This window comes from Streptomyces sp. HD, from assembly GCF_028369295.1.
Classification (GTDB): domain Bacteria; phylum Actinomycetota; class Actinomycetes; order Streptomycetales; family Streptomycetaceae; genus Streptomyces.
This window is the reverse complement of record NZ_JAQMYP010000045.1, coordinates 48,577-62,145: the sequence shown is the minus strand read 5'-3', so window position 1 is coordinate 62,145 and position 13,569 is coordinate 48,577. Positions and strand designations below refer to the sequence as shown.

14 protein-coding genes are annotated in these 13,569 nt (G+C 70.5%); all 14 read left to right on the top strand.

The features are described from left to right. The first annotated feature begins 159 nt into the window (after nt 1-159). The 14 genes from POF73_RS34265 to POF73_RS34200 all read left to right on the top strand — a co-directional run bounded on the left by POF73_RS34265 (nt 160) and on the right by POF73_RS34200 (nt 13,556). Entirely contained in the window at nt 160-318 is a 159-nt protein-coding gene (locus POF73_RS34265) for a hypothetical protein (protein ID WP_272122976.1), read from the top strand. Nucleotides 319-393: 75 nt separating this feature from the next. Beyond that, nucleotides 394-819 (top strand): VOC family protein, encoded by a 426-nt coding sequence (locus POF73_RS34260; protein ID WP_272122975.1) that lies wholly within the window; start codon nt 394-396, stop codon nt 817-819. A gap of 241 nt (nt 820-1,060) precedes the next feature. After that, on the top strand, nt 1,061-1,678 hold the full coding sequence (locus tag POF73_RS34255) for a TIGR03086 family metal-binding protein (RefSeq protein WP_272122974.1): 618 nt from the start codon (nt 1,061-1,063) through the stop codon (nt 1,676-1,678). A 27-nt stretch (nt 1,679-1,705) separates the two neighbouring features. Beyond that, nucleotides 1,706-2,353: a dihydrofolate reductase family protein gene (locus POF73_RS34250; RefSeq protein ID WP_272122973.1), complete on the top strand. Its 648-nt coding sequence runs from the start codon at nt 1,706-1,708 to the stop codon at nt 2,351-2,353. Between the two features lie 46 nt (nt 2,354-2,399). After that, on the top strand, nt 2,400-3,161 hold the full coding sequence (locus tag POF73_RS34245; protein ID WP_272122971.1) for an MBL fold metallo-hydrolase: 762 nt from the start codon (nt 2,400-2,402) through the stop codon (nt 3,159-3,161). 122 nt (nt 3,162-3,283) lie between these two features. Then, on the top strand, nt 3,284-3,952 hold the full coding sequence (locus POF73_RS34240) for a GntR family transcriptional regulator (RefSeq protein ID WP_272122970.1): 669 nt from the start codon (nt 3,284-3,286) through the stop codon (nt 3,950-3,952). Beyond that, nucleotides 3,949-4,857 carry a dihydrodipicolinate synthase family protein gene (locus tag POF73_RS34235; RefSeq protein WP_272122969.1) on the top strand — a complete coding sequence of 303 codons (909 nt, stop codon included), beginning with the start codon at nt 3,949-3,951 and terminating at the stop codon, nt 4,855-4,857. Before POF73_RS34240 ends, POF73_RS34235 begins: the two co-directional genes overlap by 4 nt. Beyond that, nucleotides 4,854-6,599, top strand: coding sequence for an L-arabinonate dehydratase (gene araD / locus POF73_RS34230; RefSeq protein ID WP_272122968.1), 1,746 nt, complete (start codon nt 4,854-4,856; stop codon nt 6,597-6,599). The genes POF73_RS34235 and araD overlap by 4 nt, the downstream gene beginning before the upstream one ends. A 182-nt stretch (nt 6,600-6,781) precedes the next feature. After that, nucleotides 6,782-7,717 carry a carbohydrate ABC transporter permease gene (locus POF73_RS34225; RefSeq protein WP_272122967.1) on the top strand — a complete coding sequence of 312 codons (936 nt, stop codon included), beginning with the start codon at nt 6,782-6,784 and terminating at the stop codon, nt 7,715-7,717. Further along, nucleotides 7,714-8,610 carry a carbohydrate ABC transporter permease gene (locus tag POF73_RS34220; RefSeq protein ID WP_272122966.1) on the top strand — a complete coding sequence of 299 codons (897 nt, stop codon included), beginning with the start codon at nt 7,714-7,716 and terminating at the stop codon, nt 8,608-8,610. The genes POF73_RS34225 and POF73_RS34220 overlap by 4 nt, the downstream gene beginning before the upstream one ends. A gap of 95 nt (nt 8,611-8,705) precedes the next feature. Further along, nucleotides 8,706-10,022: a pectate lyase family protein gene (locus POF73_RS34215; RefSeq protein ID WP_272122965.1), complete on the top strand. Its 1,317-nt coding sequence runs from the start codon at nt 8,706-8,708 to the stop codon at nt 10,020-10,022. Beyond that, nucleotides 10,019-11,173 carry a Gfo/Idh/MocA family protein gene (locus tag POF73_RS34210; RefSeq protein ID WP_272122964.1) on the top strand — a complete coding sequence of 385 codons (1,155 nt, stop codon included), beginning with the start codon at nt 10,019-10,021 and terminating at the stop codon, nt 11,171-11,173. The genes POF73_RS34215 and POF73_RS34210 overlap by 4 nt, the downstream gene beginning before the upstream one ends. Then, nucleotides 11,173-12,018: a PmoA family protein gene (locus POF73_RS34205; protein WP_272122963.1), complete on the top strand. Its 846-nt coding sequence runs from the start codon at nt 11,173-11,175 to the stop codon at nt 12,016-12,018. Before POF73_RS34210 ends, POF73_RS34205 begins: the two co-directional genes overlap by 1 nt. After that, a complete protein-coding gene (locus POF73_RS34200; protein ID WP_272122962.1) occupies nt 12,015-13,556 on the top strand; it encodes a glycoside hydrolase family 43 protein in 1,542 nt (513 codons plus the stop codon). Before POF73_RS34205 ends, POF73_RS34200 begins: the two co-directional genes overlap by 4 nt. Nucleotides 13,557-13,569 lie beyond the last annotated feature (13 nt).

Sequence of the window (13,569 nt, the reverse complement as noted above, 5' to 3'; positions counted from 1 at the left end):
GGTGGGGCGGGGTGCGTGGCCGGGTGAACAGTGCGCCAAGTCCCTGTGTGCGAACGCGATTTGAGCCTGACTCGGAGGACGGCCGTAAGGTAATGTCCAGGTAAAGAGGCGTTCGCGGTGACCAAGTGAACCGCGGCTGGACAGAGACCGAAGGAGGCAATGGTGTTCGATCTGCGGACCGAGGCCGAGATGAGGCTGTTCTCGGAAAAGACGGCCAAGGAACTCGCGATGAAGAAGCAGCGGGACGAGGGCGTCGAGTCCGAAAAGACCGCGACCACTCGGACGTCGGCCGCCATTGCCGCGGAGCCGGTCGGCTGACCTCCGGCTCGCAGTACTGTGACGGTCCGTCGGGTTCTCCGGCGGGCCGTTTCGGCTGTCCGGGAAGGTGAATCGATGAGGACCCTGCACTTCGGCCTCCGCGTGGCCGACCTCGAACGATCACTGGCGTTCTACACGGCCGTGGGATACGAGGTGATCGGAAGTGTCCCGGACACCCCGTTCGGCAGCCTGACGATGCTCAAGCTGCCGGGCGACGAGTTCGTCAGCATCGAACTCGTCCACGATCCCGCGGGCGGATACACGGCCGACGCGAGTAAGGCCGGCGTCCTCAACCATTTCGTCATCAAGGTGGAGTCGATGGCGGCCACCCTCGTCGAACTCGCCGCGCACGGCATCGACGCCGAGGCGCCCGTATCGCCGGACGGCTCGGACGAGTTCCTGACGTCCTGGCTCACCGATCCGGACGGCAACCGCATCGAATTGGTGCAGTGGCCGACGGGCCATCCCGACGGCATCACGGGCGCCGACTGGACGGACTGAAACCGGCGGCCCGAGCGGGGCCCGGCGGGAATCCGTCGGAAGCTGTCGCAAATCTCGGCGCCTCGCGGGCGGGAAGGCGCCGAAGGAGGTGCCGCAGTGGGTGGGAGCCGTCGGGGCACGGAAGTGCGGTGCGGGCGGAGGCGGCTCGGGTGGGCCGGTCGTAGGGTGCTTGGTGTCGGCGATGAGTTTCGCCCGCGCCGTCGGTCAACCTCTCAGGAACACGTCCATGAGGAGCCGGCCCATGACTGACAGCACCCTCGACCTCGAACCCCAGACCCGCGTGATCGCCCGCCTGGCGGACGCCGTCCGTGACGATCAGCTCACGGACGGGACACCTTGCCCCGCGTACACGGTGCGCAATCTGCTGGGTCACCTGCTCGGCCTGTCCGTCGCCTTCCGTGACGCCGGCCGCAAGGACCTGGGCCCCACCACCGACACCAGCCCGGAGGCCGCCGTACCGGACATCGGGCCGGGCTGGCGCGAGGAGCTGCCCAAGGTCCTGGCGGAACTGGCCGAGGCGTGGCGCGACCCGGCCGCCTGGACCGGCGAGACCCGCGCGGGCGGCATTCCGCTGACGGGCCCGGAGGCGGGTGCCGTCGCCGCGAACGAGCTGGTGATCCACGGCTGGGACCTGGCCCGCGCGACCGGCCGGCCGTACGTCCCCGACCCGGCCGCCCTGCAGCTGTCGTACGGCATGCTCCTCGCGGCCGCCGAGGACCCGAGCCGCGGCGGCGGCATCTTCGGCCCGGTCGTCCCCGTCCCGGACGACGCGGCGCTGCTCGACCGGGCGGTGGGACTGAGCGGGCGGGATCCGCAGTGGCGGGCGGCGGCCGGCCAGAACCCCGCTCATCGGCCGTGACCAGCAGAAGGAAGGGAATCGCCAGCCATGTCACTCGTCCGCGTACACAACTTCTCCATCTCGCTCGACGGCTTCGGCACCGGTGAGGGCCTGAGCCAGGAGGCCCCGTTCGGCCACGCCGGCGAAAGGCTGCACGAGTGGATGTTCGCCACCCGGTGGTGGAACCAGATGACCGGCGGGTCCGGCGGTGGCGGCGGTGTCGACGACGCCTTCGCGCGGCAGTTCATGCCCGGGATCGGCGCCGAGATCATGGGTGCCGGGAAGTTCGGCTATCCCGGATGGCACGAGGACCCGGAGTGGCGGGGGTGGTGGGGGCCCAACCCGCCCTTCCACACCCCGACCTTCATCCTCACCCATCACCCGCGCCCGTCGATCGAGATGGAGGGCGGCACGACGTTCCACTTCCTCGACGCCTCGCCCGCCGAGGCGCTCAAGGCGGCCCGCGAGGCCGCGGACGGTCAGGACGTGCGGATCGGCGGGGGCCCCACCGTGATCCGCGACTTCTTCGCCGCCGGGCTCATCGACCACCTGCACGTCGTGGTGGCCCCGATCCTGCTCGGCCGGGGCGTACGCCTCTGGGACGGACTGGAGGGCCTTGAGAAGGACTACGAGATCGAGGCCACCTCCTCACCCGCCGGAGTCACACATGTGACGTTCACCCGCGCCGGTCTCTGAGACACGAAATCCGCTTCAGGGCCGGACGGTACGTACGCTGCCCTCCATGTCCCTCACCCTCACCGTCCTCGGCACCGCCTCCCCGCATCCACGGCCCGATCGCCCCTGCTCGGGGTATCTGGTGCGGGGAGGCGGTGCCGAGGTGTGGGTGGACGCGGGGACCGGGAGCTTCGCGGAGTTGCAGCGGCACACCGATCCGGCGGGCCTCGACGCGATCTGGATCTCGCATCTGCACGCCGACCACAGTGCCGATCTGCTGGCGGCCGTCTACGGCTTGGCGTACGGGGGACTCGCTCCCGCCGCGCCCATTCCCGTGTACGCCCCGCAGGGCTGCGCCGAGCGTCTGGCGGGGTTCTTCGGGCGGCCCGACGGCGGGTTCCTGAAGGGTGTCCTCGACATCCAGCCGCTGTACGACGGGCATCGCGTCCGGCACGGCGACCTGGAGCTCACTTCGCGTGCCGTCGTGCACGACGTCGAGGCGTACGGACTGCGGGCGCAGAGCGGCGGGCGGGTGCTCGGCTACTCCGGGGACAGCGGGCCCTGCCCGGCGCTCATCGAACTCGCCCGCGCCGCCGACCTGTTCCTGTGTGAGGCCGACATCGACGGGCATCGCGATGGCGAACAGGTGCATCTGACGCCGGAGGACGCCGGAACAGTCGCCCGCCGGGCGGGAGTCCGGGAGCTCGTCGTCACACACGTCGGGCCCACTCTCACCCCGGAGGCCGCGACCGTCCGCGCCGCCGCGGCCTTCGGCGGGCCCACCGTCACCGCGCGCGAAGGCGACGTGCTGTCCGTCCGGCCACGCTGACCGGGAACTTCAACTTCCTTTTGTCATAGGCGTTGACGAAACACGGAGGCGCTCCTACCTTCATCGCGTCGTACTTCGTACGTCATATATGAGACGCGATATGTGAGATCCGAGAGGCGCGCATGACCTCTGTGCCCACACCGATCCCCTCGCGCACGCAGTTCGTGCTGGAGGAGATCAAACGCCGCATCCTCACCGGGCAGTTGACGCCCGGTCAGGCCCTGGTCGAGACCGAGCTCGCCGCACAGTTCGGGGTGTCGAAGACCCCCGTGCGCGAGGCACTCAAGACGCTGGCCGGGACCGGGCTGGTCATGATGAGCCAGTACAAGGGCGTCACGGTGCGCATGGTGGACGCGGACATGGCACGCGAGGTCTACGACGTGCGGCTGCTGCTGGAGCCCGAGGCGCTGAAGCGGGCCGTGCGGCGCGGGGCGTCTCTCGACGCCGCCCGGGACGCGCTGACCCGCGCAGACGCCGCCGCCGACACCGCCGAACGCTCCCTCGCCAACCGGGATTTCCACCGCGCCCTGTACCTGCCCTGCGGCAACCCGCTGCTCGGCCGGATGCTCGACGAGGTCCGCGACCAGGCGGCCCTCGTCTCCGCCGTCGCCTGGGCCGCCTCCCCCTCCTGGGAGCGGGAGGCCGGTGAGCACCGGGAGATCCTGCGGCTCGCGCTCGAAGGGGACGCCGACGGCGCCGCGCGCGCCCTGCACGCCCATATCGCGTCGTTCGTCGAGCGGGCCTTCCCGGACGCGGGAGTCGAGGCCCAGAATGAGGACGGTCCGGCATGACAACGACGTTCGAGACCCAACGGACGGCCCTGGCCGACGTGGTGGCGATCCCGGTGACCCCGTTCGCCGAGGACGGCACGATCGACCAGGACGCCCACCGGGCCCTGCTGCGTCGTCTGCTCGACGGGGGCGTCACCACACTTACCCCGAACGGCAACACCGGCGAGTTCTACGCCCTCACGCCCGAAGAGCGCCGCCTGGTCACCGAGTTGACCGTGGACGAGTCCGGTGACCGTGCGGTCGTCCTCGTCGGCGTCGGCCACGACGTGCCCACCGCCGTCGCCTCCGCCCGGCACGCCCGCGAGCTCGGCGCCCGGATGGTGATGGTCCATCAGCCGGTCCATCCGTACGTCTCGCAGAGCGGCTGGGTCGACTACCACCGCGCCATCGCCTCGGCCGTGCCCGAGCTCGGTGTCGTCCCGTACATCCGCAACGCCCAGCTCGGTGGCGCCCGTCTCGCCGAACTCGCCGACGACTGCCCGAACGTCATCGGCGTGAAGTACGCCGTCCCGGACGCCGCCAAGTTCGCCGCCTTCGCACGGGACGCGGGTCTCGACCGCTTCGTGTGGGTCGCCGGACTCGCCGAGCCGTACGCGCCCTCGTACTTCTCCGCGGGCGCCACCGGGTTCACCTCAGGACTCGTGAACGTCGCCCCGTCCGTTTCGCTGAACATGATCGAAGCGCTTCGATCCGGTGACTACCCGGGTGCGATGAAGGTCTGGGAACAGGTCCGCCGCTTCGAGGAGCTGCGCGCCGCGAACGGCTCCGCCGACAACGTCACCGTCGTCAAGGAGGCCCTCGCCTCCCTCGGCCTGTGCCGCCGCGACGTCCGGCCGCCGAGCCGGCACCTCCCCGAGGACGAGCGCGCCGAGGTCGCCGCCATCGCCGCCGGGTGGTCCATATGACCGGCGAGCAGAGCCCCGGCAGGAAGCGCCCCGAGGAACTCAGAAGCCATCAGTGGTACGGCACCGAGGGCCAGCTGCGCACCTGGTCGCACAACGCCCGTATGCGCCAGCTCGGTTACGAGGCGGAGGAGTACCGGGGCCGCCCGGTGATCGCCGTCCTCAACACCTGGTCGGACATCAACCCCTGCCACGTCCATCTGCGGGAGCGTGCCGAGGCGGTCAAGCGGGGGGTGTGGCAGGCCGGGGGTTTCCCGCTCGAATTCCCGGTCTCCACGCTCTCGGAGACGTACCAGAAGCCGACCCCGATGCTCTACCGCAACCTCCTCGCCATGGAGACGGAGGAGCTGCTGCGGTCGTATCCGATCGACGCGGCGGTGCTGCTCGGCGGCTGCGACAAGTCGACACCGGCGCTGCTCATGGGCGCGGCCTCGGCCGACGTCGCGTCGATATTCGTTCCCGCGGGGCCGATGCTGCCGGGGCACTGGCGCGGTGAGACCCTCGGGTCCGGCACCGACATGTGGAAGTACTGGGACGAGCACCGCGCGGGCAATCTGACCGACTGCGAACTGCGGGAGCTCCAGGGCGGGTTGGCGCGTTCACCGGGTCACTGCATGACCATGGGGACCGCGTCCACGATGACCGCTGCGGCGGAAGTCCTCGGCATGTCCCTGCCCGGCGCCTCCTCGATCCCGGCCGTCGATTCCGCGCACGAGCGGATGGCCGCCGCCTCCGGGCGCCGCGCGGTGGAGCTCGCCTGGACCGGGCTCAAACCGTCCGGGATCCTCACCCGCGAGGCCTTCGAGGACGCCGTCACCACGGTGCTCGGGCTCGGTGGTTCCACCAACGCCGTCATCCATCTGATCGCGATGGCGGGCCGCGCGGGCATCAAGCTCACCCTCGACGACTTCGACCGCATCGCCCGCACCGTCCCGGTCCTGGCCAACGTCCGTCCCGGCGGACAGACGTACCTGATGGAGGACTTCCACTTCGCCGGCGGCCTGCCCGCCTTCCTCTCGCGGATCACCGACCTGCTGCACCTGGACCGGCCGACCGTGAGCGGCACCCTGGGGGAGCGGATCGACGGCGCCGTCGTCCACAACGACGACGTGATCCGCACCCGCGAGAACCCGGTGGCCGGCGAGGGCGGGGTCGCCGTGCTGCGCGGCAACCTCTGTCCGGACGGCGCCGTCATCAAGCACATCGCCGCCGAGCGCCATCTGCTCAAGCACACCGGCCGTGCCGTCGTGTTCGACGACTACAGGACGATGCAGCGGACCATCAACGATCCGTCGCTGAACATCACCGCCGACAACGTGCTGGTGCTGCGCAACGCCGGGCCCAAGGGCGGTCCGGGCATGCCCGAGTACGGCATGCTGCCGCTGCCCGACCATCTGCTGAAACAGGGGGTGCGGGACATGGTGCGGATCTCCGACGCCCGGATGAGCGGCACGAGCTACGGCACATGTGTGCTGCACGTGACGCCCGAGTCGTACGTCGGCGGACCGCTGGCCCTCGTGCGCACCGGAGACCCGATCACCCTGGACGTCGAGGCACGGACTCTTCAACTCGACGTGGACGACGACGAGTTGGAGCGGCGCAGGGCCCAGTGGACGCCGCCGCCCGCACGCTACGAGCGAGGCTACGGCGCGCTCTACAACGAACAGATCACCCAGGCCGACACCGGCTGCGACTTCGAGTTCCTGGCCCGGCCGGGCAAGTCCCCAGATCCTTACGCAGGCTGACAACAGCGCCCTATAGGGGCGCGGGGAACTGCGCGACCAGCCACACGGCGTCCGCACCCGCCACACAACCGCAAGAGGCACCCCGTATCGCGAGATCCAGGCCAACCCCTGCACACCGAGAAAGCGCTTCCTGAACCGCGAAGCGAGCCGCACGCACGACGTACCAAGAACGGAGTCCAGTCATGGCCCAAGCCGCAGCCGTGGCGAAACCGCCCGCGCCACCCCGGCGACGCCGTGCCTCCGCCACGCCGCGCAGGCTCCCGTATCTGCTGATCGCCCCGGCGGCGCTGCTCATGCTGGGGTTCATCGCCTACCCGGTCGTCAGCGTCTTCTACTACAGCCTGCAGGAGTACAACCCCACCAAACCGTGGCGGAACGGCTTCACGGGCCTCGACAACTTCGTCCACGCCTTCACCGAGGACCCGCTGTTCTGGGACACGCTGGTGTTCAGTGCCAAGTGGGTCGTCGTCGAGGTCGGGCTGCAACTGCTGTTCGGGCTCGCGCTCGCGCTGATCGTCAACCAGACCTTCGCGGGCCGTGCGCTCGGCCGCGCGCTCGTGTTCTCCCCCTGGGCCGTCTCCGGTGTACTGACCTCGGCGATCTGGGTGCTGCTCTACAACTCCCAGACGGGCATCACCCGTTACCTCGCCGACGTCGGCATCGGCTCCTACGGCACCAGCTGGCTGTCGGACACCTCCACCGTCTTCCCGGCGGCGATCGTCGCCGACCTGTGGCGCGGCGTGCCCTTCTTCGCGATCCTCATCCTCGCCGACCTCCAGTCCGTCTCCAAGGACCTGTACGAGGCCGCCGAGGTCGACGGGGCCGGCCGGATCAAGCAGTTCTGGCACATCACGCTGCCCCATCTGAAGGACGCGATCGTGCTGTCCACGCTGCTGCGCGCGGTGTGGGAGTTCAACAACGTCGACCTGCTCTACACCCTGACCGGCGGCGGCCCGGCGGGAGTCACCACGACTCTGCCGCTCTACATCGCCAACACAAGCGTCGACGCCCACAACTTCGGCTACGCGTCCGCCCTGACCACGGTCGCGTTCGTGATTCTGCTCTTCTGCTCGATCGTCTATCTGCGGCTGAGCAAGTTCGGAGGTGAGGACAAGTGAGCGTGAAGGAAGCCACCAAGGCCGCGCCCGCGCCCCTGCGTGCCGCCCCCGAGCCGCCGCGTCCGACGAAGAGGAACCGCTCCTGGGACGAGGTCCCGCGCTGGCAGATCTACCTCCCGCTGTCGATGTACCTGGTCTTCACCCTCATTCCCTTCTACTGGATCCTGCTCTTCTCGCTCCGCCCGGCCGGCTCGACCTCGCTCGTGCCCTGGCCGATGACCTTCGACCACTTCGAGAAGGTCTGGACGGAGCGGGCCTTCGGCACCTACTTCCAGAACAGCGTGCTGGTCGGCGTCGTCACCCTGCTGATGACGACCCTGGTCGCCCTGGCCGGCGGCTACGCCCTCGCGCGCTTCAACTTCAAGGTCAAGCGCGCCTTCATGCTCGCCCTGCTGTGCTCCCAGTTCGTGCCGGGCGCGCTGCTCCTGGTGCCGCTGTTCGAGATCTTCGCCGAGCTGAAGATGATCAACTCGCTGGGCAGCGTCATCATCGCCGAGACGGTGTTCCAGCTGCCGCTGTCGATGATCCTGATCAGCAACTTCATCAAGAACGTGCCGTACTCACTGGAGGAGGCCGCCTGGGTCGACGGCTGCAACCGGTTCACGGCCTTTCGGATCATCGTCCTGCCGCTGCTGCGGCCCGGCCTGATCGCTGTCGGCTCCTTCGCCTTCGTGCACTCCTGGAACCACTTCCTGTTCGCCCTGATGTTCCTCAACAACCAGGAGAAGCAGACCATCCCGGTCGGCCTCAACACCCTGATGGGCGCCGACAGCGTGGACCTGGGCGCGCTCGCCGCGGGCGGCATCATCGCGGCCGTGCCGGTGGTGATCGTGTTCGCGTTCATCCAGAAGTGGCTGATCACGGGCTTCAGCGCGGGGGCGGTGAAGGGGTGAGACTCCGTCAAGTAGCTTTGCTGACCGCTCTGTTGGGGCTGCTGTGCGTACCTGCTCGCGCCGACGACCCGAGAAACCCGGCTGGAAGTGCCGCGATGGGTCCTGGGTCTTCTGCGGCGCCGTCGTGGCTGGTCGCGCAGTTCCCCGCGCCCCTCAGGGGCGCTGCCGCAGACGTCCGTCTCAGCGACATCAGCCGCGACACCCTGCCCGCGAACGACGGCTGGGCCGCCGCCGATGGTGGTACCACGGGGGGTTCCACCGCCGACGACGCCCACGTCTTCACCGTACGCAACCGGGGTGAGCTCGTCCGGGCCCTCGACGGCGGCAGCGCGACGCCGAAGATCATCCGGATCGCCGGCACCATCGACGCCAACACCGACGACGACGGCGACCACCTGGACTGCGCCGACTACGCCACCGACGGCTACAGCACAGGGAAGTACCTGGCCGCCTACGACCCCCGCACCTGGGGCCCCGCCAAGCCCAGCGGCCCGCAGGAGGAGGCCCGTCAGGCTTCGGCGGCCGGACAGGCCGAGCGGATCGAGCTCGCCGTCGGGTCCAACACCACCATCGTCGGACTCGGAGACTCCGAGAACACAGCTGTACTGAAGGGCGCGAGCCTCCAGCTCAGGGGCGTGGACAACGTCATCGTCCGCAACCTCGAACTCCGCGACGCCTACGACTGCTTCCCCGTCTGGCAGCCCAACACCGGCGGCCTCGGCGACTGGAAGACGGCGTACGACAACATCTGGCTGCGCGGCGCCACCCATGTGTGGATCGACTATGTGAGCCTGAGCGACAAGGGGCACCCGGACGAGGAGGAGCCCACCTACTTCGGCCGCAACTACCTCCGCCACGACGGCCTGCTCGACATCACCAACGCCTCCGACCTGGTCACCGTCTCCTGGAGCCGGTTCGCCGACCACGACAAGGCGATCCTCATCGGCAACGGCGACACCGCGACCGGGGACCGGGGCAAGCTCCGCGTCACGCTGCACCACAACGAGTTCGAGTCCGTCGTCCAGCGCGCCCCGCGCGTCCGCTTCGGGCAGGTGCACCTCTACGACAACCGGTACGTCGTCCCGGCCGACGCCCACGACTACCGCTACTCCATCGGCGTGTCGACCGAGTCCGGCGTCTACGCGGAGAACAACGCCTTCCACACCCCCGGCCACATCGAGGTCGCCGACCTGGTCAAGAGCTGGAACGGCACCGCGCTGCACCAGTCCGGCACCCTGTTCAACGGCTATCCGGTGGACCTGCTCGCCATCCACAACGCCTACAACTCCGGCAGCGAGCCCGACCTCACGGCCGACGTCGGCTGGACACCTACCCTGCACACAAAGATCGACAGCGCCGAGGCCGCCGACCGAGCAGTGGCCCGAGGCGCGGGCGCAGGGAGGACCCCATGAGCACTGCCGTACCCATCGTGCTGGCCGGGGCGCGCGGCCACGGCCGCTGGCACCTCGACAACATCCGTCGGCTCCAGGACAAGGGGATCGTGCGGCTGGCGGGGATCTGCGAGCTGAACCCGCTCACCGCGCAGGAGATCCCCGAGGGCCTCGGTTCGCCGCGGCAGTCCGCCGACTTCGGCGCCCTCCTCGACTCCACCGGCGCGCGCGTCGCCGTGATCTGCACGCCGATCCCGACCCACACCGACCTGGCGCTGACCGCCGCCCGCAGGGGCGTCCACCTCCTGCTGGAGAAGCCGCCCGCCCCGTCGTACGCCGAGTTCCGGCGCATGGCCGACGGGGTCGCCGAGGCGGGCGTCACCTGCCAGATCGGGTTCCAGTCGCTGGGCTCGCACGCCGTGCCCGCGGTGCGGACGCTGATGGCCGAGGGCGCGATCGGGGAGATCGTCGGAATCGGCGGGGCCGGTGCCTGGGCGCGGCCCGAGGCGTACTTCCGGCGGGCGCCCTGGGCGGGCAGGCGCAGGCTGAACGGCATCCACGTGATCGACGGGGTGCTGACCAACCCGCTCGCGCACGCCGTCGCCACCGCGCTCGCCCTCGGCGGCACCACCCGCGCCGAGGACGTCACCGGCATCGAGACCGAGCTGCTGCGCGCCAACGACATCGAGTCCGACGACACCTCCTGCGTCCGCGTCACCACACACGGCCCCCAGGTCGTCGTCGGCGCGACCCTCTGCGCCGAGGACCCCGACGATCCCTATGTCGTCGTCCACGGCGAACACGGCCGGATCACCTTCTGGTACAAGCAGGACCGCGTCCTGCTCCAGCGCGCGAACCACGGCCCGGAGGAGTACGAGTACGGCCGTACGGACCTGCTGGAGAACCTCGTCGACCACCTCACCGACGGCGCCGAACTGCTGGTCACACCCGACATGACCGGCGCCTTCATGAAGGTCGTTGAAGCGATTCGACTGGCCCCCGACCCGGCCCCGCTGCCGGCCGACGCCTGGCAACTGCTCCCCGACGAGCAGCGCCGGGTCGTGCCCGGCATCGACGGCCTGGTCGCGGCCGCCGCCGACACCCTCGCCCTGTACTCCGAGCTGGGCGCCCCCTGGGTTCCTCCGGCACCAACGAATGAGGTGAGCACCTGATGACCCCTCACGACACCGCGGTGCTGCGCGCCGGGGGCCGCCCGGTCGGCCGGTACGTCACCCGGCCCGAACTGCCGGCCCGGCTCTCCCCACGCCCGTATCTGCACCCCGTCACCACCCTGGCCGGCACGGCGGTCACCGAGCTCAGCCCCGCCGACCACACACACCACCTCGGCGTCGGTGTCGCCGTTCCCGACGTCGAGGGGCACAACTTCTGGGGCGGACGCACCTTCGTCCGCGACCGGGGCCCGACCGAACTGGACAACCACGGCGCCCAGCGGCACACCGCCTTCCAGCTGCGCGACCCCGACGGCTTCGTCGAGGAACTGCGCTGGGTGGCCTCCGGCGCCGAGCTGCTGCGCGAGCGCCGTACGGTCGCGGCCACCGAACTCACCGAGTTCGCCTGGGCGTTGGACTTCACCTTCTCCCTGACCAACGTCACCTCCGACCCGCTGTCCATCGGCAGCCCCGCCACCAACGGCCGCCCCGGCGCGGCGTACGGCGGCTTCTTCTGGCGGGCCCGCAAGGAGGCGTCGACGCCGGACGTGTTCACCGTCGACCGCGAGGGCGAACGGCAGATCCACGGCACGTCCGCCCCCTGGGTGGCGCTCGCCGGCTCCACCTGGACCCTGATCTTCGCCGGGGCCACCGAGGAGACCCGCCGGGACCCGTGGTTCGTGCGCGCCGAGGAGTACCCCGGCGTCGGCTCCTCCCTCGCCGCCGGGGAACGGCTGCCGATCCCGCCCGGCGAGACCGCCGTACGCCGGATCGTCACCGTCGTCGCCGACGGCCGTATCAGCCGGATCGAAGCGGCGTCCCTGGTGCGCAAGGCGGTGAGCCAGTGACCCCCGATACGTACACCAACCCTGTTCTCGACGCCGACTGGTCCGACCCGGACGTCGTCCGCGTCGGAGACGACCTCTACCTCACCGCCTCCAGCTTCGGCCGCGCACCGGGCCTGCCCCTGCTGCACTCCCGCGACCTGGTCAACTGGACCCTGGTCGGCCACGCCGTCGACCGGCTCGAACCGGCGAAGGAGTTCGCGGCGCCCCGGCACGACTGCGGAGTCTGGGCCCCTTCCCTGCGCCACCACGACGACCGCTTCTGGATCTTCTGGGGCGACCCCGACCAGGGCATCTTCCAGGTCAACGCCCCCGCGATCCGCGGCCCCTGGACCCGCCCGCACCTGGTCAAGGCCGGCAAGGGCCTGATCGACCCCTGCCCCCTGTGGGACGACGAGACCGGCGAGGCCTATCTCGTGCACGCCTGGGCCAAGTCCCGCTCCGGCGTCAAGAACCGGCTCACCGGCCACCGGATGCACCCCGACGGCACCGCACTCCTCGACGAGGGCAAGCTGATCGTCGACGGTGACCGGATCCCCGGCTGGTTCACCCTCGAAGGCCCGAAGCTCTACAAGCACGACGGCTGGTTCTGGATCCTCGCGCCCGCCGGGGGAGTGGAGACCGGCTGGCAGGGCGCCTTCCGCTCCCGCGAGTTCTTCGGGCCGTACGAGGAGAAGATCGTCCTCGAACAGAAGGACACCGACGTCAACGGCCCCCACCAGGGCGGCTGGGTGCGCACCCCGTCCGGTGAGGACTGGTTCCTGCACTTCCAGCAGCGGGGCGCCTACGGCCGCGTCGTCCACCTCCAGCCGATGCGCTGGGGCACCGACGGCTGGCCGGTGCTCGGCCACGACGGCGCCCCCGTCGCCGTCCACCGCAGACCCGACCTGCCGGCCCAGTTGCCCGCCGCGCCCGCCACCGACGACGACTTCCCCGGCGGACGCTTCGGACGCCAGTGGTCATGGACCGCCAACCCGCGGGACGGCTGGGCCACCCAGCACTCCGGCGACGGCCTGAGACTGACCTGCGTCCGCTCGGCCGACGCCCACGACCTGCGCAGACTGCCGCACATCCTCACCCAGCGGCTGCCGGGCACGCCCTGCGCGGTGGAGGTCGAGCTACGGCTGCACAGCGAGGAGCCGGGGGCGCGGGCCGGGCTCGCGGTGCTCGGGGACGCGTTCGGCTGGATCGGGCTCCAGCGGGGCGCGGACGGGGCGGTGCACGTCGTGCACCGGTTCGCGGAAGCGGTCGCCATGGGGGCACCTCCCACGCCTTTCGGGCAGTGGGGGAGGGAACGGGACGCCGAGCACGCGCGGCTCGCCCCCGAGGGGCGGGTGCGGCTGCGGGTCGAGGTCGGGGCGGGAGCGCGCTGCCGCTTCTTCTCCGACACGGGGGACGGCCCGCGCCCGTCCGGACCCGTCTTCGCCGCCACGCCCTGGCGCTGGGTCGGTGCGCTGCTCGGCCTGTTCGCCCTCGCGCCTGCCGGAGCGGGGCATGCCGGCGCGGCAACCTTCTCGCACTTCAGGATCGAACCCCTGTAACGCACCCCACCCG

What these genes read in the sequence shown, in the direction of transcription:
- POF73_RS34225 (WP_272122967.1), top strand. Translation starts at nt 6,782, where the DNA reads ATGGCCCAAGCCGCAGCCGTGGCGAAACCGCCCGCGCCACCCCGGCGA.
- POF73_RS34235 (WP_272122969.1), top strand. Translation starts at nt 3,949, where the DNA reads ATGACAACGACGTTCGAGACCCAACGGACGGCCCTGGCCGACGTGGTG.
- POF73_RS34265 (WP_272122976.1), top strand. Translation starts at nt 160, where the DNA reads ATGGTGTTCGATCTGCGGACCGAGGCCGAGATGAGGCTGTTCTCGGAA.
- POF73_RS34240 (WP_272122970.1), top strand. Translation starts at nt 3,284, where the DNA reads ATGACCTCTGTGCCCACACCGATCCCCTCGCGCACGCAGTTCGTGCTG.
- araD (WP_272122968.1), top strand. Translation starts at nt 4,854, where the DNA reads ATGACCGGCGAGCAGAGCCCCGGCAGGAAGCGCCCCGAGGAACTCAGA.
- POF73_RS34215 (WP_272122965.1), top strand. Translation starts at nt 8,706, where the DNA reads ATGGGTCCTGGGTCTTCTGCGGCGCCGTCGTGGCTGGTCGCGCAGTTC.
- POF73_RS34210 (WP_272122964.1), top strand. Translation starts at nt 10,019, where the DNA reads ATGAGCACTGCCGTACCCATCGTGCTGGCCGGGGCGCGCGGCCACGGC.
- POF73_RS34260 (WP_272122975.1), top strand. Translation starts at nt 394, where the DNA reads ATGAGGACCCTGCACTTCGGCCTCCGCGTGGCCGACCTCGAACGATCA.
- POF73_RS34205 (WP_272122963.1), top strand. Translation starts at nt 11,173, where the DNA reads ATGACCCCTCACGACACCGCGGTGCTGCGCGCCGGGGGCCGCCCGGTC.
- POF73_RS34245 (WP_272122971.1), top strand. Translation starts at nt 2,400, where the DNA reads ATGTCCCTCACCCTCACCGTCCTCGGCACCGCCTCCCCGCATCCACGG.
- POF73_RS34255 (WP_272122974.1), top strand. Translation starts at nt 1,061, where the DNA reads ATGACTGACAGCACCCTCGACCTCGAACCCCAGACCCGCGTGATCGCC.
- POF73_RS34250 (WP_272122973.1), top strand. Translation starts at nt 1,706, where the DNA reads ATGTCACTCGTCCGCGTACACAACTTCTCCATCTCGCTCGACGGCTTC.